This window comes from Xanthomonas sp. NCPPB 3570, assembly GCF_056725115.1.
The window spans coordinates 365,960-391,078 of the sequence record NZ_CM161513.1 but is presented as its reverse complement, the minus strand read 5'-3'; the positions used below and the strand labels follow the sequence as shown (position 1 = coordinate 391,078).

Sequence of the window (25,119 nt, the reverse complement as noted above, 5' to 3'; positions counted from 1 at the left end):
GTTCCTACAGCACGCCGACCATCGTTATCGGACGTGCGCTGCAGCCACTTGCACAGACAGATGCCGGCTCAGCGCGCCTCGCGCAGCCAGCGCGCCACCTGCGGCGCGAAGTAGGTCAGCACGCCGTCGGCGCCGGCACGCTTGAACGCCATCAGCGACTCCAGCACGCAGGCGCGCTCGTCCAGCCAGCCGTTGCCGATCGCCGCCTTGAGCATCGCGTACTCGCCGCTGACCTGGTAGGCGAAGGTCGGCACGCGGAATGCGTCCTTCACCCGCCGCACCACGTCCAGGTAGGGCATGCCGGGCTTGACCATCACCATGTCCGCGCCCTCTTCCAGGTCCAGGGCGATCTCGCGCAAGGCCTCGTCGCCGTTGGCCGGGTCCATCTGGTAGGTGGTCTTGTCGGCCTTGCCGAGGTTGCCGGCGCTGCCCACCGCCTCGCGGAACGGGCCGTAGAACGCCGAGGCGTACTTGGCCGAGTAAGCCATGATGCGCACGTGCAGATGTTCGTCGGCATCCAGCGCGCGGCGGATCGCGCCGATGCGCCCGTCCATCATGTCCGACGGCGAGACGATGTCCACGCCGGCCTGCGCATGCGACAGCGACTGCTGCACCAGCGCCTCGACGGTGATGTCGTTGAGCACGTAGCCGCGGTCGTCGATGATCCCGTCCTGGCCGTGGCTGGTGTACGGATCCAGCGCCACGTCGGTCATCACCCCCAGCTCGGGGAAGCGCGTCTTCAGCGCGCGCACCGCGCGCTGCGCCAAGCCGTCCGGGTTCCAGGCCTCGGCCGCGTCCAGCGACTTGCCGGCCGGGTCGATCACCGGGAACAGGTCGATCACCGGGATGCCCAGTTCCAGCGCGGCCTCGGCCTCCTTCAGCAGTTCCTCGATCGACAGCCGCTCCACGCCGGGCATGGAGGCGATCGGTGTGCGCCCGGGCACGTCGTGCACGAACACCGGCCAGATCAGGTCGTCGACGGTCAGGGTGTGTTCGCGCATCAGCCGGCGCGAAAAGGCGTCGCGGCGCATGCGCCGGGGACGATAGTGGGGATGGGCCACGTGCAGGCTCCTGGGTGGGCGGATGTTGGGAGGCCGCGCCAGTCGCGCGGCCGGTGCCGCCAGGCACCGCAGGCCGCGCCGCCGGCACCGGCATGAACGCAGGGCAGCCCACGCGCGGGCCGCCGTCGGCTGCGCATGTTACTCCCGCCGGCGCGGCACGCAGCGCAGGATGCTGCAACACAGCATGCCGGTCGCCCGGCACGCGGCTCAGATCACGCCACCACCCAGGCTCAGCCGGATCACCCCGACCACGATCACCAGCGCGTTGAGCATCAGGCCGGTCTTGGCGCGGCCGCGATTGGGCGTGGCGGTGAACAGCAGCCCGATCGCGGCGATCAGCGCGCCGACCGCGGCGAACGGGATCAGGAACCAGTTGCCCCAGCCGAGCAGCGGGATGAAGGCCAGGATCATCCACAGCAACGCCACGATGCCCCACAGCAGACTGATCAGGCCCATGCCGGCCTCCGTGCGAATGTGAGCCTGCACCATAGCGCGCGGCGCAGGCCAGGCAACCCAACTCTTGGCATGGGGATCACGGCGGCCCTGCCAGGGTGCGACAGCGGCGGGTTCGGCACGATTCACCCGGCCCGCCTATGATCGCGTCAGATCCGAAGACGGGGGCAAGGCCATGAAGATCCGACCGTTGTTGCCGCTGGCGCTGCTGCTGAGCCTGGCCGGCTGCGCCAGTTCCTCGAAGGTGATGGTCGGCGCGGCACGGCCGCCAATCGATCCGGCGCTGGTGCAGATCTACTCCGCGCCGCCGCCGGGAGCGGTGGATATCGCCCAGCTGGAAGCCTCCAGCGCGGCCGGCTTCGGCACCCAGGGCCAGACCGACGCAGCGGTGGACCGGCTCAAGCGCGACGCGGCCAAGCTCGGCGCCAACGGCGTGGTGCTGATGGGCGTGGGTTCGCAGCGCTCCGGCGGCGGCCTGTCGGTCGGCGCGGGCAGCTACGGCGGCCACGTCGGTGGCGGCCTGGGCATCGGCATCCCCACCACGCAGAAGCGCGCCGCCGGCATGGCGATCTGGGTGCCGCCGGGGGCGCCGGTGCCGGCGCAGGCGGCCCCAGGGGAGCGCTGAGGGTCGGCCACCGAGCTCGACGCACGGCGTCACAGCCAGTGCCGGAGCGGCATGCCTTATTCAAGCGCTGCAATAATCCTGCGCTATGGTCCACACGCAGGAAGAACGGACGATCCCGTCCGGACGCGAACCTGGGGCCGTCCGCTCACTCGGGTAGGGAATCCGTGAGTTGGATCGTCTTCAAGCAGCAGAAGACCGCTGAGTCGTCTTCATCTAGGAGGAGAGCCTATGAAGCGCTGGATATGGATTTTAGCGGCATGCGTGCTGTCGTTTCCCACCATTGCCGCACCCGTCTACACAAAGCTTGTGTGCCGCGACAACGACCCCTTCGTGTTCTGCACCCAGGGCTGCAAAGGTGTCGACAAGAACTGGAGCCCGATCGATCCGATCAGTGGGTCGTGGCAAGCGGACCCAGGCTATTGCCTGAAGCCGAGTCCGGTTCCCTGTTGCAAGCATGGCTGGCATTGCGGTGCGTGGACGCCCACCGCGATCGTGGCTGTGCAGCAGTACGAAGACATCTGTCCGGCAGCCGCCAAACAAGGTAACTGGACAGATCCGAGCCGGCGCCCGGAAAGCGTGCCCTACGAGCACTGACGGCCGTACCGCTGCGCTCCCGCGCAGCGATACGCCCGCCCTCACTTGCGCTGCGACGGCACGAACACCTCGTCCACCGCCGCGGCCAACTGGTCCGGCGGGAGCAGCCCCTGGTCGAGTAGGAAGTTGTTGAACTTCAGCCGGTCGAACTTGGCGCCCAGCGCCAGTTCGGTGCGCATGCGCAGCTCCAGGATGCGGCTGTAGCCGTAGAAGTAGCTGCCGGCCTGGCCGGGCGCGCGCACCATGTAGCGGTCCAGTTCCTGCCGCGCCATCGCCGGCGACAGGCCGACGTCGTTCTCCAGCACCAGGCGGGCGCGCTCGCGGTCGATCAGGCCGAGGTTGAGCATCGGGTCGAGCATGGCCCGCGCCGCGCGCAGCAGGCGGAACTGCAGGGCGATCAACTGCCCGTCCAGCGGCTCGTACGGCACCATCTCGGCCTCGGCGTACAGCGCCCAGCCTTCGACGTTGACCGAATTGAATGCGAACAGGCTGCGCGCCAGCGACACGCCGCGCTCGACCATGGCGGTGAACTGCAGCTCGTGGCCGGGCCGGCCCTCGTGCGCGCTCAGCGTCCACGCCGCCGCGCCGAAGTTGAAATCGTCGTAGTGCTCGCCCTTGCCGGCGCTGTCCGGATTGCCCAGCGGCAGCACGAAGGTGCCCTGCTCGCCGGTGTTGCCGACCAGCGGCGCCGGGCGGAAATGCGGTGCCGGTTGCGCGGCGCTTTCCGCCGGCGAGCCCAGGCGCATCTGCATCGGCCGCTGCGGCACGTCGACGATGCGCTGCTGGCGGATGATCGGATCGATGCGGTCAATGACGCTGCGGTAGTGCGCCTCGAGCTTGTCGTCGGGGATGGTGTCGCGCTTGAGCGCGCGCAGCACGGTGCGGTAGTCGCGGGCATCGTCGCCGTGCAGGCCCTTCGCGGCGGCCACCAGCGGCGCCAGTTGCTGCATCGCCGCGCGGGTTTCCATGAATTCCAGCTGCGCGCGCTGCATCAGCACCTGGGGAGAGATGTCGATGCCGACCTGCTTGAGCTGGAACGCATACAGCTCGGGCGGCAGGCGCGTATCCTCGCGTGCCTGCGGCAACACCACCGTGCGCGTCCAGGTGGCGTAGTCCTGGAACTGCTTGTCCATCGCCGCCAGCGCCGCCTCCGCGCCGATGATCTTGTACTCGGCGAACAACGAACGAATGCCCTTGGCGTAGGTATCGACGTTGCTCAAGGCCTGCTCGACCTCGCGCTTGGTCGGCTGCAGGAGGTTGCCGTCGGCGCGCTTCTCTTCGTAGCGTTGCCGCGCCAGCTGCAGGGTCGAGGTGCTGCCCGGCGCCAGGCCGACGTAACGCTGCAACCGCAGCAGCGCCTTGGCGCGGCGCGCCGCCGGTACCTGCTCGGACAACAGGTTGTTGATGCCGCCGAACACGTGCTGCGGCGCGTCGGTCCATGGCAGCAGAAAGCGCTCGTTGAGCGTGCTGCCCTCGATGGACTGGTCGGCGGCATGGATCAGGATCGCCAGGTCCTGGCGCACGTTGGGATCGCGCTCCACCTGCAGTTTTTCCTGCAGCGTGCGGCGCGCGGCGCTGGTGGCCTCGCGGAAGCGCCGCGCGTTGTCGGGACCGAAATCGGAGACCTGGTCGTCGAATCCCGGCACGCCGAAGAAGCTCACTTCCTCGGCCTGGAACGGCGCCTGCGCCTGCAGCAGGATCTGCGCGAAGGCATTGCTGCGCTCCACCCAAGCGGGCGCGTGCGTGGCCGACGCGGCAGCCGGTGCGATCGGGGCCGCCAACGCAGGAAACGGCGAAGGTGCCGCCAGCGCCAGGGTCAGGGCGATGGCGAGGACACGTGGCTTCATGGCGCAGCTCCGACAGAACGATGCAGGGACCGTACGCGGCATTACCGGATCGGCCATCTGCCGGAGGTCATGGCCGCCACCGCGCGGCGATGCAGCATGCGGCGGTGGTGACGCCGCAGCGTGGCTGCGTCAATGCAGACTCGCGGCGATACGCCATCGCGTGCCTGTGGATGCTGTCGACCGCACACGATGTGCGCGGCTAACCGCTTGCCGCCGCTATTGCGTGACGTCGGCCTCGGCAGGCGTGGCGCTGTGCACGTCCGCCGCGGGCACCGGCGGCGCCTCGACCGCCATCCCGTCCGCGTCCTCGTCACCGTCGCTGTCGGCGTCCTGCCCGAGCGCATCGAGCAGCGGGATCGCTTCACCCGCATCCGGCAAGACCTGCAAGGTGGTGTAGTGCCACTCACCCGCATGGCGCTCGGCTTCGATGTACAGGGTGCCGTTGGCGCGCGTGCCGTGGAGCGACACGCTCAGCTCGGCATTGCCACTGCCGCCACCGCTGCTGTTGAAGCTGCCGCTGGGCATGATGCCGTCCTTGATCGGCGCGCCCAGCGCGGCCGCCACGCGCGGATCGCGTTGCGCGGCCATCACGCCGACCCGGTACGGCTCGGAGGACTTGGTGACGCGCGCGATGCCAAGCACGAACACCGCGATCGACGCCAGCAGCAGGGCGCCGAGCACCAGCGCGATCAGCGGCACCGCCCATTTCCAGTGCCGCGCCCACCAGCCGCGCTTGGCCGGCGGCTGTGCCGTGGCGGAGGTGGGATCGGACGTGCCGGGCAGCGGCGGCGGACTCGACATGGCGTCACTCCTTGTCATGCGGAAGCGGAGAGAGAGGGAAGCGCAGCGATGGACTCAGGGCTTCAAGCAGCGCGCCAGGAACGCCTCGGTGGTGCGATAGCGATGCAGCGCATTGCTGCCGGACAGGCCGTGCTTGGCGCCCGGATAGGTCATCAGTTCGAACAGCTTGCCGCGCTTCTGCAGTTCGCTCATCAGCGAGGTGGAGTTGGTGAACAGCACGTTGTCGTCGGCCATGCCGTGCAGCAGCAGCAGTTGCGAGGTCAGCCCGTCCAGGTGCGCGGCCACGCGGCTGTCGCGGTAGCCGTCGGGATTGGCCTTGGGCAGGTTCATGTAGCGCTCGGTGTAGTGGCTGTCGTACAGACCCCAATCGGTCACCGGCGCGCCGGCGGCGCCGCAGGCATAGGCCTCGCTGTGCTTGGCCAGCAGCATCAGGGTCATGTAGCCGCCGTTGGACCAGCCGTACACGCCGATACGCGCCGCATCCACCCACGGCTGCGCCTTCAGCCAGGCCACGCCGCGCAACTGGTCGTCCACTTCCACGGTGCCCTGGTGCTGGTACAGCGCGCCGCCGAAATCGCGGCCGCGGCGCGGCGTGCCGCGATTGTCGAGCGAGAACACCACGTAGCCATGCTGGGCCAGGTACTGGTCGAACAGCGCATCGCCACGGCCGGGCCAGCCATCGACCACGGTCTGCGCGGCCGGGCCGCCGTACACGTAGACCACCACCGGATAGCGTTTGCCCGGATCGAAGCCGGCCGGCTTCATCAGCCGGTAGTGCAGTTGGGTCTTGCCGTCGGCGGCGGTCAGGGTGCCGAACTCGACCGGACGCTGCGCCTCGCGGTAGGCGGCGTAGGGATGCTGCGGATCGGCCAGGTCGTTGACCAGCAGGGTGGCGATCTTTTCGCCGTTGGCGCGGAACAGCTCGATCTGCGGCGGCGTGGTGGTGTTGGACCAACTGTCGACATACACACTGGCGTTCTTGGCGAAGCTGGCGGCATGCGTGCCGTTGGGCTTGGACAGCTTTTCGATGGCGCCGCCGGCCAGCGGCACCGCGTACAGCTGGGTCTGGGTCGGCGACTCCTTGGTCGCGGAGAAATAGACCTTGCCGGCCGCCTCGTCCACCGCCAGCAGTTCGTCCACCATCCACTCGCCCTGGGTCAGCGGGCGCAGCGTGCGGCCGTCTTCCGAGGCCAGGTACAGGTGTTCGTAGCCGCTGCGCTCCGAGCCCCAGACGAAGCGCCCATCCTTGAGAAAGTGCAGATCGTAGGTGAGCGGCACCCAGGTCGGGCTGGTCTCGGTGATCAGCACGCGCTGCTTGCCGGTGGCCAGGGTCGCCTCGATCAGCTCCAGGCGCTTCTGGTCGCGCGACTGGCGCTGGAAGGTCAGCCGTTGCGGATCGCGCCAGTCCACCCGCGCCAGGTAGATGTCCGGGTTCTTGCCCAGGTCGATCCACTGCGGCTGCGCGCCGGCGCGCGGCGCGATCGTGCCGAGCTGGATCTTGACGTTGGGCTGGCCGGCCTGCGGATAGCGCTGCTCCACCACCTCGGTGTGGTCGGCGTAGACCTCCGGGCGCTTCTGCACCGGCACCTCGGTTTCGTCGATGCGCGCGAAGGCGATCGCCGAGTCGTCCGGCGCCCACCAGTAGCCGGTGTGGCGGTCCATCTCTTCGTCGGCGACGAACTCGGCCACGCCGTTGCCGATGGTCTCGCTGCCGTCGTGGGTGAGCTGATGCTGCTGGCCGCTAGTCAGGTCGATCACCCACAGGTTGCGTCCGCGCACGAAGCTGACGTAGCCGCCCTTGGGCGAGATCTTCGGATCGGTGACGAAACCTTCGCCGTGGGTGAGCTTGCGCACCGCGGCGCTGCCGGTCTTGCGCAGGTCGTACAGGTACAGCTCGCCGCCGAGCGGGAACAGCAGCGCATGCGCATCCGGCGACCACTGGTACTCGACGATGCCGGTGTAGGCGGCGATGCGCTGGCGCTCCCGGCGCGCCTTCTCCTCGTCGCTGAGGGTCTCGGTGCCGGGCAGCACCAGCTTGGAATCCACCAGCATGCGGGTCTGGCCGCTGGCGATGTCGTACTCCCACAGATCCAGCTGGTTGCGGTCGCTGTCCTTGCCGCGCAAGAAGGTCACCCGCGAGCCGTCCGGCGCCACCTTGGGCTTCATCAGGGTCGGCCCGGACAGCGGCTTGCTGCCGGTGATGGCCTCCAGGGTCAGTTTCTCGGCGTGGGCGGGAACGATGGGGGTGGCGAGCATGAGGGCGAGAGCGGCGAACAGAGAGCGCATGAAGGTTCCTGATGGAGCACCGAGCGCACGGATGATGCGCGTGCGCCCGGGATTTGAGAAGCGCGCCGGCTCAGCGCTGCCCGAACAGGTGCTTGCGCTCGGCATCGCTGAGCGGCTTGCCCGCGTTCGGGTTCACCTGCTCCTTCAGGGCGTAGGCGCGCTGGGTGGCCGGACGCGCGGCGATGGCCTCGTGCCAGCGCTTGAGGTGCGGGAAGGCGGCGTAGTCGGGGGTCAGGCCGTTGTACACCTCGATCCACGGGTAGCTGGCCATGTCGGCGATGCCGTAGTCGTCGCCGGCCAGGTAGGCACTGTGCGCCAGGCGCTTGTCCAGCACGCCATGCAGGCGCCGCACCTCGTTGCCGTAGCGCTCGATCGCATAGCCGATCTTCTCCGGCGCGTAGACGTTGAAATGCCCCATCTGCCCGGTCATCGGGCCGAGCCCGGCCATCTGCCAGAACAGCCATTCCAGCGCGAGCACGCGCCCGCGCGGATCGGCCGGCAGGAAGCGGCCGGTCTTCTCGGCCAGGTACAGCAGGATCGCGCCGGACTCGAACACGCTCTGCGGCGCGCCGCCGTCGGCAGGGGCGTGGTCGACGATGGCCGGCATCTTGTTGTTGGGCGAGATCGCCAGGAATTCGGGCGCGAACTGCTCGCCGGCGCCGATGTTGACCGGCTTGAGCGTGTAGTCCAGCCCGGCTTCCTCGAGGAACAGGGTGACCTTGTGGCCGTTGGGGGTGGGCCAGTAGTACAGATCGATCATGGCGGCGTTCCTGGACAGGGGATCCCGAGTGTAGCGGCGGCCCCCGGCTTGGCAGCGTCATCGCCGGCCGGGTACCCTGGCCGCTCCCGCAACGCAGCATTCCAGACCACGCCATGACTCCCGAGCGGCCCCGCCTGCATCCCCTGTCCAACCTGATCTTCGCCTCGCGCTGGCTGCAGTTGCCGCTCTACCTGGGGCTGATCGTGGCCCAGGGCGTGTACGTGTTCCTGTTCGGCAAGGAACTGTGGCACCTGATCCACGAGGCGCCGCGCCTGGGCGAGCAGCAGATCATGCTGATCGTGCTCGGCCTGATCGACGTGGTGATGATCTCCAACCTGCTGGTGATGGTGATCGTCGGCGGCTACGAGACCTTCGTGTCGCGGCTGGGCCTGGAAGGCCACCCGGACCAGCCGGAGTGGCTGAGCCACGTCAACGCCAGCGTGCTCAAGGTCAAGCTGGCGCTGTCGATCATCGGCATCTCCTCGATCCACCTGCTCAAGACCTTCATCGCGGTCGGCGCGCTCGGCGGCATGCCGATGTGCTCGCCGGAGCAGTTGGCCAGCGCCGTGGGCACGGTGGACCTGAAGAGCTGCGCGACGCTGACCGCCACCGGCGTGCTGTGGCAGACCATCATCCATGGCATCTTCATCCTGTCGGCGATCGGCATCGCCTGGACCGACCGGATCATGTCCGGATCCGCGCCGGCGCGGCCGGCGCACTGAACGACGCGCGCAGCGTCACGCTTTTTGCCGCAGCGCTGCGGCTGCCACACACGCGGCGGCCGCGGATGCTAGATTGACCGATGGGGTGCGCTGGCGGCTTGGGGGCCGCAGCACCGCGAACGCACCGCCATCGCATCGTTGATTGCCAACACCGGGGATTCAGGGGGACGCATGTCGCAACTCACCACACTCGCCAAGGCGCGCCGTGTCGCGCCCGTTCTCTTGCTGGCCGCGCTGGCGGCCTGCTCCAAGCAGGACGAGACCGCGCCACCCACCACCGCACCGGCCACCGCCGCGGCCAACGCGCCGGCACCGCCGCCGGTGTCGGCCAAGGTGCAGTCGATGGGCACCGAACAGCTGCACGACTCGGCCAGCCAGGCGCTGCGCGAGAACCGCATGTATGCGCCGGCCGGCAACAACGCGGTCGAGTACTACCTGGCCCTGCGCGACAAGCAGCCGGACGATGCCGGGGTCAAGAGCGCGCTGACCGACCTGATGCCGTACACGCTGATCGCCGCCGAACAGAGCATCAACCGCGAGGATTTCCCGGAAGCGCAGCGCCTGATCGGCCTGATCGAGAAGATGGATCCGCAGGCGCCGGCGCTCCCGCGGCTCAAGCAGGGCGTGAGCAAGGGCATGGAGACGGTGGCCCAGCGCAGCCAGGACGAGACCGACAAGGCCAAGAAGGACGCCGAGCAGAAGGCCAAGCTGGCCGCCGAGCAGCAGAAGCAGGCGCAGCAGCAGGCCAGCGAGGCGCAGGCGGCGCAGCAGATCGCCGCGCAACAGGAAGCCGCGCGCCGCGAGAGCGCACGCCAGGAAGCCGAACGCCAGGCCGCCGCCCGCCCCGGCACGCCCGCCGCCACCGCGCAACCGACGCCGGCCCCGGCGGCGACGCCCGCGGCCGCACCGGCATCCGCTGCCACCGCACAGACCCTGCGCCCGATCAGCACCCCGGCCCCGCGCTATCCGCCCGAAGCGCTGCGCTCCGGTACCGCTGGCGAAGTGCTGGTGGAGATCACCGTCGGCACCGACGGTGCGGTCACCAACGCACGCGTGCTGCGCTCCACGCCACCGCGGGTGTTCGACCGCGAGGCGCTGAACGCGACCAAGCGCTGGCGCTTCGAACCGGTCAGCGCGCCGATCACCACCCGCCGCACGCTGGCGTTCAATCCCGGCGGCTGAGCCGCCGCAGCTGACGCGTGTCCGGCGGCTGCCGGGCGCGCTGCATCGCCGACGGCCGCGCCGAGCGAAAGCGCTCAGGCCGCGGGCGTACTGCCCGCGCCGCGCGCAGGGGTGCCGAAGCGTCCCTTGCGCCAGGCCACCCAGGTCGCGAGCGCGCCCACCACCGTGCACACCAGCAGCCCTGGCAGCGAGGCCTCCGGTCCGAACGCGCCGCCGCTCAGCCAGTCCGGCACCCCGGCCTGCGCCGTGCTGCGCGCGATCGCCGGCCCCATGTCGGTGCCCGACACCGCCGCGCCGAACAGATAGCCCTGGGTGAAGTTCCAGGCCGCGTGCACGCCGATGGAGACCCAGAGCCGGCCGGTGAGCACGTAGAACGCGCCCAGCATGATCCCGGCCTCCACCGCGATGCACAGCGCGGCGAACACGCTGGCGTTCGGATTGCCGAGGTGGGCCAGCCCGAACAGCGCCGCCGACAGCGCGAACGCCAGCCAGGGACCGAACGCGCGCCACAGCAGGCGCAGCAGGATCGCGCGCAGCATCAGTTCTTCCACCACGCCGGCCTGCAGCGCCTTGCCGAGCGGTCCCCACAGCGGCGCCGGCCCGGTCCAGCGGATCGTGTACACGTTCAATGCCGCCATCAGCGCCATCACCGCCGCGAACATCGCCGCGCCCAGCAGCAGGCCGCCGGCCAACTGCGAGGGTGCCGCACGCCAGGCCAGTTCCGCCGGCCAGCGCCGTTCGCCCAGGCGCACCGCCACGGCATAGAGGATGGCGGCCGTCACTGCCGTGGCGAACGAGGCACATGGACCCGCGCCCGACGCAAGGAGCCTGCCGCACAGCAGCGGCACCGCCGTCGCCACGACGATCATCAGCGCCAGCAAGGCGATCGCCCAGGCCACCGCCCGCAGCCAGCGCAGCATCCCCGGCTGCAGGATGCGCGCATCGCCCAGCACCAGCAGGCGGGCATCGCCGGCAGCTGTCAGTGACGAGGCATCGTGTGGATCTGGAGACATGCAAGACTCGCTGCGAAAAAACTTCAGGAAGGCGGACGCATCCGCCGTGCGCGCAGGGAGTGTGCATCACGCCCGCAGTCCCTGCGCGGCTCCGCGGCGATGGAGCGCAGCGCGCGGACAGGGTCCGCGCGCTGCCGGCGACTCACGCCGAGATCGCCAACTGTTCCTGCCGGTAGCGGCGCACCGCCGCCAGCCACAGCACCGCGGCCAGGCCGAAGCCGGTGAGCAGATACACCGCCCAGATCTGCGGATCGATCGTTTCGCGGCGGATGATCTTCATCAGCATCTGGTTCTGCGCCAGGAACGGCACCGCGAACTGCCACAGCGTGGTCTTCAGCGGATACACCATCAACGCATAGCCGGGCAGCATCGGCAGCAGCATCAGCCAGGTCATGTGGCTCTGCGCCTCCTTCATGCTCTTGGCCGCGGCCGCCAGGTAGGTCAGCAGCGAAGTGCCGATGAACAGCATCGGCAGCAGCACGAACAGCATCTGCAGCATCGCCACGAAGCTGACGTTGAGCTGGCGGCCGATGCCGCTGGCCACCTGCGCGCTGAGCTTGAACGCGAGCAGGGTCAGCAGCAGCGACACCAGGCCGACCACGCAGGCCGCGGCGATCTTGCCGCTGACGATGGCGCTGCGCGAGGCCGGCGTGGCCAGTAGCGGCTCCAGCGATTGCCGCTCGCGTTCGCCGGCGGTGGCGTCGAGGATCAGGTAGGCGCCGCCGATGAACGAGGTGATGGTCAGCAGCACCGGCAGCAGCATCGCCAGCAACGCACCGCGTTTGGCTTCGGGTGTGGCCAGGTCCTGCAGCGCCACGTCCAGCGGCCGCGACACCTGCGAGTCGATGCCGCGCGCCAGCAGACGCAAGGCCCCGACCTGCTGGCCGTACATGCTCAGCGCGGCCTGCACCCGCTGGGTCGGGATGTCGGCGTCGCGGCGGGTGCTGTCCTTGATGATCTCCACCAGCGCCGGGCGTCCTTCGTGCCAGGCGTTGGCGTAGTCCTCGTCGATCTTCAGCGCCAGGTCCACGTCCTGGCTGCGGATCGCGCCGGTCAGGTCCTTCGGCGGCGCGACCGCGTTCAGGCCCTGCGCAGCGAGGAAGGCGACCAGGTTCGGCGCGCGTTCGCGGCCGATCACCGGAATGTCCAGCGGCTTGTCGATTTGCGTGCGCACGCGGCTCTCGGCCAGCGCGCCCATGCCCAGGATCAGCGCCGGATACAGCAGCGGCCCGAGCAGCAAGGCCAGCGCCAGGGTGCGGCGATCGCGCGAGAGGTCGCGCAATTCCTTGCGCATCACGGTGAATACGGTACGGAGCAGGCTCATGCGTGCAGTCCCTCGTCGCTGCCGATCGCCTTGACGAAGGCGTCTTCCAGGTTGGATTCGCCGGTGAGGGCGCGCAGTTCGTCGGCGGTGCCGGCGGCCACCACCGTGCCCTTGGCGATGATGACGATGCGATCGCACAGCGCCGCCACCTCCTGCATGATGTGGCTGGAGAAGATCACGCAGCGCCCTTCCTCGCGCAGTTCGCGCAGGAATCCGCGCAATGCGCGGGTGGTCATCACGTCCAGGCCGTTGGTGGGTTCGTCCAGGATCACGTTGCGCGGGTCGTGGACCAGCGCGCGGGCGATCGCGGTCTTGGTGCGCTGGCCCTGGCTGAAGCCTTCGGTCTGGCGGTCGAGGATGTCGTCCATGTCCAGCGCCGTCGACAGCAGCCGGGTGCGCTCGGCGATGCGCGCCGCCGACAGCCCGTGCAGCTCGCCGAAATAGGCGATGTTCTCGCGTGCGGTCAGCCGCTTGTAGACGCCGCGCGCATCCGGCAACACGCCCAGCGCGCGCCGCACCGCCATCGGATCCTGGCCCACGTCGACGCCGTCCACGCGCACCTGGCCCTGGTCCGGCGCCATCAACGTGTAGAGCATGCGCAAGGTAGTGGTCTTGCCGGCACCGTTGGGACCGAGCAGGCCGGTGATCTGGCCGTCGGCGGCCTGGAAGCTGACCCCTTGCACGGCCTGCACGGCGCCGGCGCGGGTCTTGAATGCCTTGTGCAGATTGTCGGCGACGATCATGCCTGCCCCTCCCTGTCGAACGCTGCGCAGCTCATGGTTCCCATCCGTTGAATGAAGTGAAGGCCGGCACGCCGCTCATCGCGTCCAGGCAGGTGGCATCGAGGTGCTTGGCATCGGCGGTCTCGAAGAACTGGCCGAGCAGCTTGGGCATGCAGCCCAGGGTCATGGTGCCGTGGCCCTGGCCACGCACCACCAGGTGACGGCCGTTGGGCAGGCCCTTCAGCACGCGCTCGGCGTAGCGTGGCGGGGTCACCGGATCCAGTTGGCCGGAGGTCAGCAGCACCGGCAGGGTGGAGGTGAACGGCGCGGTGAAGTCGGCCGGGCGGGTGCCGGTGGGCCACACCGGGCACGGTGCGAAGAACATCTGCGCCACTTCCGGACCGAGCAGCGTGTCGTGCGTCTGCGGCGCGCGGTAGCGGTCGGCATCCTCGGCGCAGATCACCGACCACTGCATGCCGCGGTTCATCTGCCCGTCCAACTGCCCGCCCATCATCCGCGCCAGCGACATCAGCGGGCCGTAGCGGCCGTTGGCGGCCTCGTCCAGCACCAGCGGCAGCAGCGACGCGGTCTGCGGCGCGTAGGAGAACGAGAACGCCAGGCTGGTGACGGTGTCGGCGGTGACCCGGTCGTGGCGGCTCTCGCCGCTGGCCGGATCGCGGTAGTCCACGTCCACCGGCGCCTGCCGCAGGCGCTCCACCACCGCGCGCAACTGCGTGCGGGTATCGGTGGGAAAGCGTTTGGCGCAAGCCGGATCGGCCTTGCACTGCTCGGCCTGCAGGGCGATCGCATCCTCGAAGGTGGTGGCGAATTCGCCACCGACCACCAGATCGTTCGGCGCCACGCCATCGATGACCACACTGCGCACGTGCGGCGCATAGCGACGCGCGTACTGCTGGGCGACGCGGGTGCCGTAGGAGCCGCCGATCAGGTTGATCTTGTCCACGCCCAGTGCGGCGCGCACCGCATCCAGATCGCCGATCGCCTGGGTGGTGGTGTAGTAGCGCGGATCGGCGCGGCCCTGCAGCGACTGCGCGCAGCGCCGCGCATAGTCGACCAGTTCGTTCGCGGTGGGCGCGCGCGCCGGATCGGCCAGCGGCATCTCCTTGCCGTCCGGCCCCAGGCAGCTCAGCGGATTGGACTGGCCGGTGCCGCGCTGGTCGATCAGGAACACGTCGCGGCGCTTGCGGGTCTCGCGCAACGCCATGTCGACGATGCTGGCGACCTGGGTGGCGGCCTGGCCGGGACCGCCGGCGAGGAAGAACACCGGATCCGGGTCGCTGCCGCCCTCGCCGGTGATCGGCAGCCAGGCGATGTTGAGTTCGATCTTGCGGCCGTTCGGCGCCGCCGGATTCTCCGCCACCGCCATTCGCGCGCACTGTGCCGGCACGTTGTTGGAGGCCACCGGATTGGTCAGCGTGCACGGGTGGAAGCGCAGCGCACCGTAGCTGCGCTCGGACGTCTGCGGCGCCGGTGCCTGGGCCGCCTGGCAGGCGGCGAGCAAGAGGGTGGCCGCCGCGATGGCGAACGGCCGGGAGGGGTGTCGCATGGTTCGCATCCTTGAGTTCATGGCTTGCAGAATGCCATGCCGGAACATGGCGTCGTCGGTGCCCGGTGGGGCATGAAACGGAGTGCGCGCTTACTCGGCCTCATCGAACAGGAACACCTGCTCGATGCTGTGCGCGAACAGCCGCGCGATACGGAACGCCAGCGGCAGGCTCGGATCGTACTTGCCGGTCTCCAGCGCATTGATGGTCTGCCGCGACACGCCCAGCCGCTCGCCCAGTTCGCCCTGCGACCAGCCGTGCGCCTCGCGCAGTTCGCGGATGCGGCTGTTCATTGGTAGCGGCGCGCGTTCGCGACCTTGACCACCCCATAGGTCATGCACAGCGCGGGAAACACCCACAGCATCGCGCTCGAGGCCGACAGCGCGATGACCTGCGCCGCCTGCAGGAACCCGGCCGCCATGTAGACGCCGCAGGTCAGCCCGGCGGCGATGGCGATGGACTCCAGCTCGATGCGTCGCTGCAATTCGTCGGAGTCGCGCACGAAGCGCGCCACCGCCCGGATCACCAGCGCCAGCATCAGCGCCGGCAGCAGTGCGACCACCACGCGCAGCCACAGCACGTCCACGCTGTCGAGCAGGCGCTTCCAGAACAGCATCACCACCACGTAGGCGCCCATCGGCGGGAAGAACTCGCGGTAGTAACGCCGCGCCAGCGCCCGCGGCGCGCTGTCGGCCAGACTGCCCCGCGACCACCACAGCAGCAGCGCCATGAACAGGCCGCCGATGCCGACGCCCATGCATACCCCACGCAGATAGTCGCTGCCGCCGAGCGGCAGCCAGGCCCCCGCCGCCAGCAGCGCCAGACTCACGCACAGCACCACGATCGCGTTGCGCCTGCAGTTGCCCATGCCCTGTCCCCAATCTCAGTTCGACCCGCTCCGGCCGCCCGTTACGGCGGCGCCACGTGGCGTGCCGACCCTTCCCCTGTCAAGCACGCTTGACAGCAGAATGCGCGCGCCAAGGTCGACTGTCAAGCGTCCTTTACAGATAAAACGAAATCACCGGCAAGCCAACGTAGCGAGCCCCTCTCCCACCGGCAGAGGGGTTGGGGTGAGGGTAAGGGCGCGAAGCGCGCTCGACACTTCGGAAACACGCAGCTTCGCCCTGGACGGACCGCAGGTGTAGCGGTCGCGGCTGAAGCCGCTCCTACGCGGGATGTCCAGCGCCAACGGGCACCCCTATGCTGACGCCTGGTCCGAACGACACGAAAACACCGGCAAGCCAGCGTAACGAGCCCCTCGGGGTTGGGGTGAGGGTAAGGGCGCGAAGCGCGCTCGACGCTTCGGGAGCACGCAGCTTCACCCTGGGCGGAGAAGGTGAGGCGGTCGCGGCTGAAGCCGCTCCTACGGACGACCCCGGTGCCGACAGCGGCCGTTACTTGCTGCTGACGTATTTCTCGCGGCGGATGTGCGGCACCGGCATGCCGGCCTCCTTCAGCGCGTCGAAGCAGGCGTCGACCATGTTCGGATTGCCGCACAGGTAGGCGATGTCGCCGTCGGCCTGCGGCGCGAACTCGGCGAGGAACTGCTGCACGTAGCCATGCCGCACGTCGGCATGCGGCGCCTCCGGCAGCTCGCGCGAGAAGCACGGCACGAAACGGAAACCGGGATGCGCATCGGCGAAGGCCCGGAATTCGTCGCCGTACAGCAACTCGGCCGGCGTGCGCGCGCCCAGCAGCAACACCACCTCCACGCCGCGCTCGGCCATCGCCGCTTCCAGCAGCGGCAACATCGAACGGTACGGCGTGACGCCGGTGCCGGTGGCGATCAGCAGGTAGCGGCGGTTGCTGTCGCCCGGCTGCAGGCAGAAGCGGCCGTACGGACCGCTGGCGCAGACCTGCCCGCCGATCTCCAGGCCTTCGAACAGCGCGGTGGCCGCACCGCCGGCGACGAAGCTGACCGCGATCTCGACCGTGGCATCGGCCGGCTGCGTCGGATCGTGGCGCGTGGCCAGCGAATAGCTGCGCTTGGTGGCGGTGCCATCAGCGTAGTGGAAGTGCACCTGCACGAACTGGCCCGGCACGAACGGCAGCGGCTGGCCGTCGTCGCGGACGAAGCGATAGTGGCCGACGGCCGGGGCCAGCATGTGGCGGTCGACCAGTTTCAACGGGAATTGGGCAGGCACGGAGATGCAACAGTCTGTGGCCGGGGGCGACCCCGCGAGGTCTTCTATAATAGCGGCTGCACTTCTCCTGCGCCGTCGATGCGGCGCGAAGGCCCGCCTTGACTCCCGCACCCGCTCTTTCTTCACAGACCCCGGCGCCCGCGCTGCGCGTGCGCGACCTGCGCAAGACCTACGACAACGGCGTGCAGGCCCTGCATGGCGTGTCGCTGGACGTGCTGCCCGGCGACTTCTTCGCCCTGCTCGGCCCCAACGGCGCCGGCAAGTCCACCCTGATCGGCATCATCAGCTCGCTGGTCAACCTCAGCGCCGGCCAGGTCGAGGTGTTCGGCACCGACCTGAGCAGCCAGCGCAGCGCGGCGATGCGCCTGATCGGCCTGGTGCCGCAGGAAATCAACTTCAACCTGTTCGAGAAGCCCTTCGACATCCTGGTCAACTACGCCGGCTTCTACGGCATGCCGCGCGCCGAGGCCGAGCGCCTGGCCGAAGTGGAACTCAAGCGTGCGCACCTGTGGGAGAAGGCACAGGTGATGAGCCGCACCCTGTCCGGCGGCATGAAGCGGCGGCTGATGATCGCCCGCGCGATGATGACCCGGCCGCGCCTGCTGATTCTGGACGAGCCCACCGCCGGCGTGGACATCGAGATCCGCCGCGACATGTGGCGGGTGCTGCGCGAGATCAACGCCGCCGGCACCACCATCATCCTCACCACGCATTACCTGGAGGAAGCGGAGAGCCTGTGCCGCAACCTGGCGATCATCGACCGCGGCCGCATCGTCGAGCAGGGCCCGATGCGCGCCCTGCTGGCCAAGCTGGACGTGGAAGGCTTCCTGCTGGACATCGATGGCGAACTGCCGGCGCAGTTGCCGGCGATCGAGGGCACCACCCTGCTCGCCCAGGACGCGCACACCCTGGACCTGGACATGCCGCGGGCGATGGACCTCAACCGCGTGTTCGCCGCACTGGGCGACGCCGGCATCCGCGTGCGCTCCATGCGCACCAAGAGCAATCGCCTGGAGGAACTGTTCGTGCGCCTCACCGGCGAACACCGCGATGCCGCTGCGGCCACGACCGGCGCGGCTACGCCGTCCGCCACTCCCTGATGCCCCCACGGCGACGACCATGACTTCCCAGACCGATTCCACCATCCCCGTTTCCGACGCCACGCCCGCCCAGCGCAACTGGGTCGCGCTGGGCACCATCGTGCGCCGCGAGGTCAAGCGCATCCTGCGCATCTGGGGCCAGACCCTGGTGCCGCCGGCGATCACCATGACCCTGTACTTCCTGATCTTCGGCGGCCTGATCGGCTCGCGCGTGGGCGACATGGGCGGCTACAGCTACATGCAGTTCATCGTCCCCGGCCTGGTGATGATGAGCGTGATCCAGAACAGCTACGGCAACATCAGCTCCAGCTTCTTCGGCGCCAAGTTCGGCCGCCACGTCGAGGAACTGCTGGTCAGCCCCATGCCCAACTGGGTGATCCTGTGGGGCTACGTCGCCGGCGCGGTGCTGCGCGGGCTGATGGTCGGCGTGATCGTGCTGATCATCGCCATGTTCTTCACCCCGGTGCGGATCCCGCACCCGCTGGTGACCCTGACCACGGTGCTGCTGGGTGCGACCATCTTCTCCCTGGCCGGCTTCATCAACGCGGTCTACGCGAAGAAGTTCGACGACGTGGCGATCGTGCCGACCTTCATCCTGACCCCGCTGACCTACCTGGGCGGCGTGTTCTATTCGGTCAAGCTGCTGCCCGGCTGGGCCGAGGCCGCCACCCACGCCAACCCGATCTTCTACATGGTCAACGCCTTCCGCTACGGCCTGCTCGGCAGCAGCGACGTGCCGGTGTGGGTGGCCTACAGCCTGATGCTGGGCTTCGTCGCCGTGCTGGCGGCGCTGGCGCTGTGGCTGCTGCGGCGCGGGGTGGGGTTGCGGAGCTGACGCGCCAGCGTCCCTCAGCCCTACCCTCCAGGCGGCTTACGCCGCCCCAAGCCCCAAGGACGCGGCCGCCAGGCGCCCGTCGCCACCGGAGGCGCCCGCATCGGCCGAGCGCCGCGCCAGTACGGCACGGCAAGGTGGCAAGGCGCTGCGCTCAGGCGCTCGCCGCTGGTTCCGGCACCTTCTGGGCGAATTCAACGTCGACGCAGTGGCATTCCGCCCCCTGCCCCTGGCCGCAAGCAAGCACTGCCAGCCGTCGCCGACGCGCCAGAAGCATGCCCGAGCCGCGGTGTGCACGACGGATACACCCCCCGCCCCCGGATTGCAGTCGGTGTCAGGCACCGGCACATCCGCTACGCGTCACACACGAATCCGACGGAGCGCACGCCAGAAGTGCATCGAATTCACAATTGTATATTCCGTACGGGATCGCACGTGTCCAAAGTTTGACTCAATAATGTGATGCATATCCTGTTAAGTGCCAATTTATTAACGCGAGTTTTCTTGTAACGGCAATAAGCCGACGCTACAGTGCACACGTCCGCTACACACCATCTCTTTACTGGACGTAAAGCGCGGGCCGGAGACCAGCTTCGTCTCCGTGAACGACTTCACTTAATGAACCCATGTCGCCACACGTTGCCGCTGGCACGCTTGTGTGTTGTCGGTGATTGGGCGATCAAGCCAAGGAGAGGAATCAGATGAAGATCCAACGCAAGCCCATCCGCTTCGGCCGCAAGCAGCAAGGCCAAGGCATGACCGAGTACATCATCATCGTGGCCCTGATCGCGATCGCGGCGATCGGCGTGTTCACGTTCTTCGGCGGCACCGTCCGCAGCCAGGTCGCCGGTATGGCGCAGGAACTGTCGGGCAAGGACGCCAAGGACATGATCGGCCGCGCTGGCACCAACGCCGGTCAGGCACAGCAGCAGGCCCAGAACGACAAGGGCATGGACAAGTACAACGGCAACAAGTAAAGCCCTTGCCACCATCTGCCCGAGCAAGGGCAGATGGTAGCCTGCGCCTGTTGTGTCGGCAGAGCCATAGGCACGCCTCTGCACTGAGTGAGCAACCCAATTTCATGGAACCCGGCCGGGCACGATGCGCATGCGTCGCGCTCTGAATGGGGTATTGCCTGAAGGAAGCCGCATGGTGATCATCGTCGCCACCAATCCCCCCAACTCGAAGGTCGCGTCAGCGTCAGCGTGTACGCGTTCCAGAATGGGCGGACAGGCCATGCCGATGGTGCTGGTGTTCTTGATGGTGCTGTGCGTCGGCTTACTCGTGACCTTCAATACCGGCCAAGTGGTCGGCAAGAAAGTCGAGCTCACCAACGCTGCTGATGCCGCGGCCTACAGCATCGCCGTCGAGCAGGCGCGCGCGCGCAATTTCGCGGCCTACATGAATCGTGGGCGTGTGGCCAACGAGGTGGCGGTTGCACAGATTGTCAGCCTCAACTCCTGGCTGACCATGGTCCATTCAACCACGGTCCACTTTGAAAAATTCAACAAATTCGCCGAAGCGTTGCTGTTCTGGGTGCCTGGCCTGGGCGAAGCGCTGATCGCCATCGATCGCGCCATGACCGTGCTCAACAGAGCGATCAAGGCGTTCCGCACCCTCTTTATTGGGGTCGCGAATTCCACGACCACCTTTCTGGATCAGGGACTCGATTATCCCTATTCGTTGGCTGCCGAGGCAGCAGTGAGCACGTTTGCATCGGAAGCCAACGTCTTCACGATGGCGAGCAAAGTGGTCAAGGACAACGTGCCGGATGCCGATCTGACAACAGCCGGCAAATTCGTGCTTGCAAACAACGTCCGCTTGGCCGGCAACCAACTGCAATCCTATGAGCCTGGTCGCAGTGCAGGCCTGAGGAGGGTCAATCAGGGCGGCGAGCGTTATCGCAATGTCGTGATGGCGTCTCGCGACACCTTCACGCGCGCGCGCGACGGCACGGCGTTCGGCGTGTTCAGCAACAATGGCGGTACCGACATGGTCGAGTACGACCGCTGGTCGGGTGTGGACGCCTTTCAGTTCCGCCTGCCCTTTTTCTTTAAGACCTTCAAGTTCCCGATCGGTTGGGGTGGCACCCAGGCCGTGAGCGGGCGCAAACCGAGTTTCTTCGCCGGCATGAACAATGGGCAGGGTTGGAAATCGCCCTATGACGGCCGCCGCTACCAGGCCTACAACGGCACCCGAAGTAGCGATATCGCTGGCAGATTCATCGAGGGCGACCCTGCTGTCACGCCCGAATTCAAGCGCGACAAGGCATTCCTCAGCGGCTATCGCTATGGCATCAGCCCCAGGTATCACGATGTCAAGGATACCTATTCGCAGAGCCCCGATGGCGCCAACGCAGGGCCGATCTATACCGTCGAAGTAGGCACTCAGGTCGCCAAGGCGCGCACCAGTTCCGCGTTGAAGATCGGAACCGGGCGCATGCAACTCAACGACGAGGCGCACGGCGAGCAACTGCGTGCGATGGCGAGTGCGCAGGTCTACTTCAACCGGCCCTATGAACTCAGCGCCTTTCGGCGCTCAGTGTGGGGCAGAGGCGACGGAAAGTTCGAAAAAGGCAGCCTGTTCAGCCCATATTGGCAGGCACGTCTAGTGAAGACTCCCGATTTTGACCGTAGATCGCTGGTGGTTGCTCCATGATGTTATCGACTGAACTACTTCGCCCCTTGGCGCTTGTGTGCATGGCCTCTCTGGCATTCACCGCCGGGTGCCAATCGCACGACACGGCAGAAGGAAATGGCGGCGGAGAATCCTCGCCCTCCGAAGGTGGTGCCAAGTCACTCCCCGCTCTCCACGTGGTCCTGACATGGGAATCGCGCATGGGAGGCGAAAACTGGGAGCGCAAGAACTACCAGGCGAAGCTGGATGCTTGCCGCGGTTCCGGTATGCCGATGCGTGCGCTCTCCGCAGAAGAAGAAGCGAAGCTGGGAACCGGCGAGGTCGAGATCATGATCGACGCCCACCGCCAGTTCGCACATCAGATCAGCTGGACGCTGGGCGTCGATGGCGACAGCGCGCAAGCCACCTGCATGATCAAGCTGGAGGAACATACGGACAAGAGCACTGTCGAAGACACCAGCGGCATGTACACCGCGCTGGACGGCGATGCTCGAACCCAGGAGCGCCAGAACCTTCAGTCGATCGGCTGGAAGTTGGCGGGCGAGAGCCAGGTCAAAGCACAGCCGTGCACGCGCTGGCAAAACGGCAAGCAGGAAGTGTGCATGTGGTCTGGCGGAATCAAATGGGGCTTTTCAGATTCGCCCGCTGATGTTGCCGGCTGCACGGTTGACGGTGCAGGCGACTATCTGCAGTCCATTCCGCTGGACGCAAAGCCGCTGCAGGGTGGCAACGGCTGCTTGCTGCAGGTCAAGTCGTTCAGCCTCGGCAGCGGCTTGATTCCTTCCAACGTGGCGGGTGGAAAGGAAGAAAACTAGGAGGACGCAGGATGAAGACGACGTTCTTTTCACCGCGCAGGATGCGCGGACAGGGGATGGTGGAGCTGGCGGTGTGTGCCGCTGTGCTGGTTCCGCTTTTCCTGCTGATTCCTGTCGTCGCCAAACTGGGACACAGCCGGCAAATGGCGATGCAAGCGGCGCGCAATGCTGCCTGGGAAGCCAGCGTGGCCAGCAACTATCAGCCGCCGAGCCGCGCCCAGTTGCAACAACGCGCGCTGGACCGCAACTTTGCCGACGCTGATACAGCCATCACCAGCCGTGCGTCCGTCAACGGCGGCGGTGCGTTCGCCGACCAGATGCTCAACACCTTCTCCAACCGGAAGCTACTGGAGAAGAGCGACCTGTCAATCACACGGACCGCCAACAGCGGTTCGCCTGGTTATGTCGACAACGCAGCCGCGCTGGTGCCGCGGAATTTTGCCGACGGCGCCTTCCCGCCCAATCGCAACGGCTATGTCACCGCTGAGGTGACACTGAACTATCGCGACCTGAAGACGACGGACGGACGGCCTGCGCGCTTTCTGGAACCACTGGACAATCTCAATCTAGTCGACAGGCGCCACCAGACCCTGTTGACTGATGCCTGGAATGCTTCTGGGCCACGCAGCGGGCCGCGTAGCGTGGTCAGCGCGGTGCGGCCACTGGCGCCAGTGTCCTACTTCAGCGGCCTCGATCGCATCTTCGACATGGTCAAGCCATTGAAGCCGATTCTGCCGATGGTCGGCTCCCTCGGCGACCTGGAACTGGGCACCATCGAGCCGGACGTCGTTCCCTCGGACAAGCTGTCCAACTATCCGGTCAAGCCGGGCAAGTCATGAGCCTGCGCAACTCCTACCGCATACTCGCGAGCGGACTGGGCGCGCTCCTTTACGGTGCGACGGCACAGTCGGTGTTTGCAGTGGACTGGCCGGACGTACCTGTCCCAGACGAGGCCTCGGGTGAGGTCGTGTCCGATCATATGCTCTACAACGGCATCCCAATGCGTGCCAGCCGCTTCCGCGTCGCCCAGTCGCCAAAGCAGGTCGAGCAGTTCTATCGCAAGGCGTGGGACGACCTGGTCGTTGCAACGCCCGTCGGCAGCAAGACCGTGCTCGGTCACATGACCAAGAGCGGTTACTACATCACCGTGGAGCTGAGCGGCGATGCCAATCGCACGCAGGGCCAGATCGGCGTAATGGAAATCCCGAAGAAGGATCTTCCGACCGACGGCGTCGGCAAAGGCTTCGGTCGGCTGCCCGACACGCAGGTCGCCGAAGACATCGTCTATATGGACACGCCGCGTCACGTCAGGACACTGAGCATGCTCAACCGCTACACGCCGCTGCAGAACCAGCAGTACTACGCACGGTATTTCGCCGGGCAGGGCTACGCGCGCGATGGCTCCTCCTCGGCCTGTACCGTAAGCAGTAAGCACTGCGTCTCCCGGTTCACCCGGCAGGACGATCGCGTCACCGTGACCTCAAGCCGCGGGCAGACCGGCACCGTGATCGTGGCGGTAGTCGAATGAACGCAAACGCGGTTCCCCGCCAGCGCCTGCAGCGCGGCCAGTCCACGATCGAGTACACCGTGGTGGTCATGGCACTGGTGATCGTGCTGATCGCCAAGCCCGACGTGATCACTGAAGTGGTGACCACCCTGAAAGAGCTCTATGCCGCCTTCGTCTATGCCATTTCGGTCTCCGACGTGCTGTCGGCCTGAATCCCTCTCGAGATAATTCGCCGACGGCGCTTCTTCAATGCAGAAACCCAAACTCAGCAAGAATGTCCTTTTCATCCTGATCGCGGTGGTCATGGCTGGCCTTGCCGCCTTCATTGCGGTCAGCTACATCCGCACCACCGTCGCCGAACGCACCCAGGACAATCGACCGATGGTCGACGTCGCGGTCCCGGTGAACGATCTGCCGCAGGGGGCGATCCTGCGGGGCAACGATCTGGCCCTGCGCACGGTCCCGGCCGAATTCGCGCCCGCCGATGCTGTCACGCCCGATAATCACACCCAGTTCGAAGGCAGGATGCTGCGTGCGCCGGCACGTGGCGGCGCGCCGTTGAGTGCCAGTGCCCTTGTTCCGCTGTACGACCAGTTCTCGCGGCTGATTCCCAAGGGGAAGGTCGCCTACACGATGAGCGTGGACGAGAACAATTCGATCTCCGGCATGATCGCGCCGGGCGACGTGATCGACATCTTCTTCGTCAAGGACGCCACTACCGGCAGCAATGGCGGGGCTGGCGGCCAGGGAGCGGGCGCGCAGGTGTTCCCACTGCTGCAGAAGATCAAGGTCCTGGCGGCCGGCAGCCGCATCGGCGAGGTGCCAACGCCTAAGGATGGTCAAGAAGCCAATACGTCCACCGGCTTCTCCAGCGTCACCCTGGAATTGGACCAGTATCAGGCCAAGCAGCTCGCCGTCGCCTCCAAGGTGGGTGCGGTGCGCGTGCTGCTGCGCGAAGTGCAGGACGCCTCGCCCGGCGCGGCGACGGGCATGAGCGAGAGTCAGTTGTTGCGATCGCTGGGATCGGGCGATCCGGCAAACACGGGCAGCGGAAGCAGCCGCGTTGAGTTCATCATTGGCGGAAAGGGTTAAGCATGACGCAGGCAACACGTCGCAGGAGCAAGGCCGG

26 protein-coding genes are annotated in these 25,119 nt (G+C 67.4%); 13 read left to right on the top strand and 13 right to left on the bottom strand.

What is annotated here, in order from left to right:
* Positions 1 to 68: 68 nt before the first annotated feature.
* Positions 69 to 1,061 (bottom strand): porphobilinogen synthase, encoded by a 993-nt coding sequence (gene hemB, locus AC1PLR_RS01755; protein ID WP_481099644.1) that lies wholly within the window; start codon positions 1,059 to 1,061, stop codon positions 69 to 71.
* Between the two features lie 207 nt (positions 1,062 to 1,268).
* The gene (locus AC1PLR_RS01750) at positions 1,269 to 1,517 is read right to left on the bottom strand and encodes a hypothetical protein (RefSeq protein WP_481102462.1); all 249 of its coding nucleotides are present in this window, start codon (positions 1,515 to 1,517) and stop codon (positions 1,269 to 1,271) included.
* Positions 1,518 to 1,689: 172 nt separating this feature from the next.
* On the opposite strand from AC1PLR_RS01750, the gene AC1PLR_RS01745 reads away from it, so the two are divergent.
* Both AC1PLR_RS01745 and AC1PLR_RS01740 read left to right on the top strand, forming a co-directional pair.
* Positions 1,690 to 2,139, top strand: coding sequence for a hypothetical protein (locus AC1PLR_RS01745; RefSeq protein ID WP_481102461.1), 450 nt, complete (start codon positions 1,690 to 1,692; stop codon positions 2,137 to 2,139).
* Between the two features lie 228 nt (positions 2,140 to 2,367).
* Positions 2,368 to 2,733, top strand: coding sequence for a hypothetical protein (locus tag AC1PLR_RS01740; protein WP_481102460.1), 366 nt, complete (start codon positions 2,368 to 2,370; stop codon positions 2,731 to 2,733).
* A 41-nt stretch (positions 2,734 to 2,774) separates the two neighbouring features.
* On the opposite strand, the gene AC1PLR_RS01735 is transcribed toward AC1PLR_RS01740, so the two are convergent.
* The 4 genes from AC1PLR_RS01735 to AC1PLR_RS01720 form a co-directional block, all read right to left on the bottom strand.
* Positions 2,775 to 4,580, bottom strand: coding sequence for a DUF885 domain-containing protein (locus AC1PLR_RS01735; protein ID WP_481102459.1), 1,806 nt, complete (start codon positions 4,578 to 4,580; stop codon positions 2,775 to 2,777).
* Positions 4,581 to 4,796: 216 nt separating this feature from the next.
* Positions 4,797 to 5,381, bottom strand: coding sequence for a cytochrome c oxidase assembly factor Coa1 family protein (locus tag AC1PLR_RS01730; protein WP_481102458.1), 585 nt, complete (start codon positions 5,379 to 5,381; stop codon positions 4,797 to 4,799).
* 54 nt (positions 5,382 to 5,435) lie between these two features.
* Entirely contained in the window at positions 5,436 to 7,667 is a 2,232-nt protein-coding gene (locus AC1PLR_RS01725) for a S9 family peptidase (protein WP_481102457.1), read from the bottom strand.
* A gap of 70 nt (positions 7,668 to 7,737) precedes the next feature.
* Positions 7,738 to 8,427 carry a glutathione binding-like protein gene (locus AC1PLR_RS01720; protein ID WP_153751779.1) on the bottom strand — a complete coding sequence of 230 codons (690 nt, stop codon included), beginning with the start codon at positions 8,425 to 8,427 and terminating at the stop codon, positions 7,738 to 7,740.
* Between the two features lie 113 nt (positions 8,428 to 8,540).
* On the opposite strand from AC1PLR_RS01720, the gene AC1PLR_RS01715 reads away from it, so the two are divergent.
* Positions 8,541 to 9,149 carry a TIGR00645 family protein gene (locus AC1PLR_RS01715; RefSeq protein WP_209245227.1) on the top strand — a complete coding sequence of 203 codons (609 nt, stop codon included), beginning with the start codon at positions 8,541 to 8,543 and terminating at the stop codon, positions 9,147 to 9,149.
* Between the two features lie 171 nt (positions 9,150 to 9,320).
* Positions 9,321 to 10,331: an energy transducer TonB gene (locus AC1PLR_RS01710; RefSeq protein WP_481102456.1), complete on the top strand. Its 1,011-nt coding sequence runs from the start codon at positions 9,321 to 9,323 to the stop codon at positions 10,329 to 10,331.
* 74 nt (positions 10,332 to 10,405) lie between these two features.
* On the opposite strand, the gene AC1PLR_RS01705 is transcribed toward AC1PLR_RS01710, so the two are convergent.
* From AC1PLR_RS01705 to AC1PLR_RS01675, 7 genes are all read right to left on the bottom strand, one after another.
* On the bottom strand, positions 10,406 to 11,344 hold the full coding sequence (locus AC1PLR_RS01705) for a CPBP family intramembrane glutamic endopeptidase (protein WP_481102455.1): 939 nt from the start codon (positions 11,342 to 11,344) through the stop codon (positions 10,406 to 10,408).
* Between the two features lie 142 nt (positions 11,345 to 11,486).
* Entirely contained in the window at positions 11,487 to 12,668 is a 1,182-nt protein-coding gene (locus AC1PLR_RS01700; RefSeq protein ID WP_209030495.1) for an ABC transporter permease, read from the bottom strand.
* Complete coding sequence (locus AC1PLR_RS01695) at positions 12,665 to 13,411, bottom strand: ABC transporter ATP-binding protein (RefSeq protein WP_010340635.1); 747 nt, start codon at positions 13,409 to 13,411, stop codon at positions 12,665 to 12,667. Before AC1PLR_RS01695 ends, AC1PLR_RS01700 begins: the two co-directional genes overlap by 4 nt.
* A 31-nt stretch (positions 13,412 to 13,442) precedes the next feature.
* On the bottom strand, positions 13,443 to 14,957 hold the full coding sequence (locus AC1PLR_RS01690; RefSeq protein ID WP_041500590.1) for an alpha/beta fold hydrolase: 1,515 nt from the start codon (positions 14,955 to 14,957) through the stop codon (positions 13,443 to 13,445).
* A gap of 90 nt (positions 14,958 to 15,047) precedes the next feature.
* Positions 15,048 to 15,248: a helix-turn-helix transcriptional regulator gene (locus tag AC1PLR_RS01685; RefSeq protein WP_010340539.1), complete on the bottom strand. Its 201-nt coding sequence runs from the start codon at positions 15,246 to 15,248 to the stop codon at positions 15,048 to 15,050.
* A complete protein-coding gene (locus tag AC1PLR_RS01680) occupies positions 15,245 to 15,823 on the bottom strand; it encodes a hypothetical protein (protein ID WP_481099639.1) in 579 nt (192 codons plus the stop codon). Before AC1PLR_RS01680 ends, AC1PLR_RS01685 begins: the two co-directional genes overlap by 4 nt.
* A gap of 526 nt (positions 15,824 to 16,349) precedes the next feature.
* Positions 16,350 to 17,060 (bottom strand): FAD-binding oxidoreductase, encoded by a 711-nt coding sequence (locus AC1PLR_RS01675; RefSeq protein ID WP_420010301.1) that lies wholly within the window; start codon positions 17,058 to 17,060, stop codon positions 16,350 to 16,352.
* Positions 17,061 to 17,197: 137 nt separating this feature from the next.
* Here AC1PLR_RS01675 and AC1PLR_RS01670 point away from each other — a divergent pair, with 137 nt between their 5' ends.
* The 9 genes from AC1PLR_RS01670 to cpaB all read left to right on the top strand — a co-directional run bounded on the left by AC1PLR_RS01670 (position 17,198) and on the right by cpaB (position 25,082).
* The gene (locus tag AC1PLR_RS01670; protein WP_481102454.1) at positions 17,198 to 18,199 is read left to right on the top strand and encodes an ABC transporter ATP-binding protein; all 1,002 of its coding nucleotides are present in this window, start codon (positions 17,198 to 17,200) and stop codon (positions 18,197 to 18,199) included.
* Between the two features lie 19 nt (positions 18,200 to 18,218).
* Positions 18,219 to 19,034, top strand: a complete 816-nt coding sequence (locus tag AC1PLR_RS01665) for an ABC transporter permease (RefSeq protein ID WP_481102453.1) — start codon at positions 18,219 to 18,221, stop codon at positions 19,032 to 19,034.
* Between the two features lie 698 nt (positions 19,035 to 19,732).
* A complete protein-coding gene (locus AC1PLR_RS01660) occupies positions 19,733 to 20,008 on the top strand; it encodes a pilus assembly protein (RefSeq protein WP_371184215.1) in 276 nt (91 codons plus the stop codon).
* Between the two features lie 172 nt (positions 20,009 to 20,180).
* Positions 20,181 to 21,689: a pilus assembly protein TadG-related protein gene (locus tag AC1PLR_RS01655; protein ID WP_481102452.1), complete on the top strand. Its 1,509-nt coding sequence runs from the start codon at positions 20,181 to 20,183 to the stop codon at positions 21,687 to 21,689.
* Positions 21,690 to 21,730: 41 nt separating this feature from the next.
* Positions 21,731 to 22,483: a hypothetical protein gene (locus AC1PLR_RS01650; protein ID WP_481102451.1), complete on the top strand. Its 753-nt coding sequence runs from the start codon at positions 21,731 to 21,733 to the stop codon at positions 22,481 to 22,483.
* An 11-nt stretch (positions 22,484 to 22,494) separates the two neighbouring features.
* Positions 22,495 to 23,322 carry a TadE family protein gene (locus AC1PLR_RS01645; protein WP_481102450.1) on the top strand — a complete coding sequence of 276 codons (828 nt, stop codon included), beginning with the start codon at positions 22,495 to 22,497 and terminating at the stop codon, positions 23,320 to 23,322.
* Complete coding sequence (locus AC1PLR_RS01640; protein WP_481102449.1) at positions 23,319 to 24,011, top strand: hypothetical protein; 693 nt, start codon at positions 23,319 to 23,321, stop codon at positions 24,009 to 24,011. Before AC1PLR_RS01645 ends, AC1PLR_RS01640 begins: the two co-directional genes overlap by 4 nt.
* Positions 24,008 to 24,202, top strand: coding sequence for a hypothetical protein (locus AC1PLR_RS01635; protein WP_371184206.1), 195 nt, complete (start codon positions 24,008 to 24,010; stop codon positions 24,200 to 24,202). The genes AC1PLR_RS01640 and AC1PLR_RS01635 overlap by 4 nt, the downstream gene beginning before the upstream one ends.
* Positions 24,203 to 24,239: 37 nt before the next feature.
* Positions 24,240 to 25,082: a Flp pilus assembly protein CpaB gene (gene cpaB / locus AC1PLR_RS01630; RefSeq protein WP_371184204.1), complete on the top strand. Its 843-nt coding sequence runs from the start codon at positions 24,240 to 24,242 to the stop codon at positions 25,080 to 25,082.
* Positions 25,083 to 25,119: the final 37 nt, after the last annotated feature.

Coding starts and splice junctions, on each gene's coding strand:
- AC1PLR_RS01635 (WP_371184206.1), top strand. CDS start 24,008: ATGAACGCAAACGCGGTTCCCCGCCAGCGCCTGCAGCGCGGCCAGTCC.
- AC1PLR_RS01690 (WP_041500590.1), bottom strand. CDS start 14,957: ATGCGACACCCCTCCCGGCCGTTCGCCATCGCGGCGGCCACCCTCTTG.
- cpaB (WP_371184204.1), top strand. CDS start 24,240: ATGCAGAAACCCAAACTCAGCAAGAATGTCCTTTTCATCCTGATCGCG.
- AC1PLR_RS01650 (WP_481102451.1), top strand. CDS start 21,731: ATGGCCTCTCTGGCATTCACCGCCGGGTGCCAATCGCACGACACGGCA.
- AC1PLR_RS01660 (WP_371184215.1), top strand. CDS start 19,733: ATGAAGATCCAACGCAAGCCCATCCGCTTCGGCCGCAAGCAGCAAGGC.
- AC1PLR_RS01680 (WP_481099639.1), bottom strand. CDS start 15,823: ATGGGCAACTGCAGGCGCAACGCGATCGTGGTGCTGTGCGTGAGTCTG.
- AC1PLR_RS01745 (WP_481102461.1), top strand. CDS start 1,690: ATGAAGATCCGACCGTTGTTGCCGCTGGCGCTGCTGCTGAGCCTGGCC.
- AC1PLR_RS01720 (WP_153751779.1), bottom strand. CDS start 8,427: ATGATCGATCTGTACTACTGGCCCACCCCCAACGGCCACAAGGTCACC.
- AC1PLR_RS01710 (WP_481102456.1), top strand. CDS start 9,321: ATGTCGCAACTCACCACACTCGCCAAGGCGCGCCGTGTCGCGCCCGTT.
- AC1PLR_RS01645 (WP_481102450.1), top strand. CDS start 22,495: ATGAAGACGACGTTCTTTTCACCGCGCAGGATGCGCGGACAGGGGATG.
- AC1PLR_RS01655 (WP_481102452.1), top strand. CDS start 20,181: ATGGTGATCATCGTCGCCACCAATCCCCCCAACTCGAAGGTCGCGTCA.
- AC1PLR_RS01700 (WP_209030495.1), bottom strand. CDS start 12,668: ATGAGCCTGCTCCGTACCGTATTCACCGTGATGCGCAAGGAATTGCGC.
- AC1PLR_RS01665 (WP_481102453.1), top strand. CDS start 18,219: ATGACTTCCCAGACCGATTCCACCATCCCCGTTTCCGACGCCACGCCC.
- AC1PLR_RS01705 (WP_481102455.1), bottom strand. CDS start 11,344: ATGTCTCCAGATCCACACGATGCCTCGTCACTGACAGCTGCCGGCGAT.
- AC1PLR_RS01715 (WP_209245227.1), top strand. CDS start 8,541: ATGACTCCCGAGCGGCCCCGCCTGCATCCCCTGTCCAACCTGATCTTC.
- AC1PLR_RS01640 (WP_481102449.1), top strand. CDS start 23,319: ATGAGCCTGCGCAACTCCTACCGCATACTCGCGAGCGGACTGGGCGCG.
- AC1PLR_RS01730 (WP_481102458.1), bottom strand. CDS start 5,381: ATGTCGAGTCCGCCGCCGCTGCCCGGCACGTCCGATCCCACCTCCGCC.
- AC1PLR_RS01750 (WP_481102462.1), bottom strand. CDS start 1,517: ATGGGCCTGATCAGTCTGCTGTGGGGCATCGTGGCGTTGCTGTGGATG.
- AC1PLR_RS01685 (WP_010340539.1), bottom strand. CDS start 15,248: ATGAACAGCCGCATCCGCGAACTGCGCGAGGCGCACGGCTGGTCGCAG.
- AC1PLR_RS01725 (WP_481102457.1), bottom strand. CDS start 7,667: ATGCGCTCTCTGTTCGCCGCTCTCGCCCTCATGCTCGCCACCCCCATC.
- AC1PLR_RS01740 (WP_481102460.1), top strand. CDS start 2,368: ATGAAGCGCTGGATATGGATTTTAGCGGCATGCGTGCTGTCGTTTCCC.
- AC1PLR_RS01675 (WP_420010301.1), bottom strand. CDS start 17,060: ATGCTGGCCCCGGCCGTCGGCCACTATCGCTTCGTCCGCGACGACGGC.
- AC1PLR_RS01735 (WP_481102459.1), bottom strand. CDS start 4,580: ATGAAGCCACGTGTCCTCGCCATCGCCCTGACCCTGGCGCTGGCGGCA.
- AC1PLR_RS01695 (WP_010340635.1), bottom strand. CDS start 13,411: ATGATCGTCGCCGACAATCTGCACAAGGCATTCAAGACCCGCGCCGGC.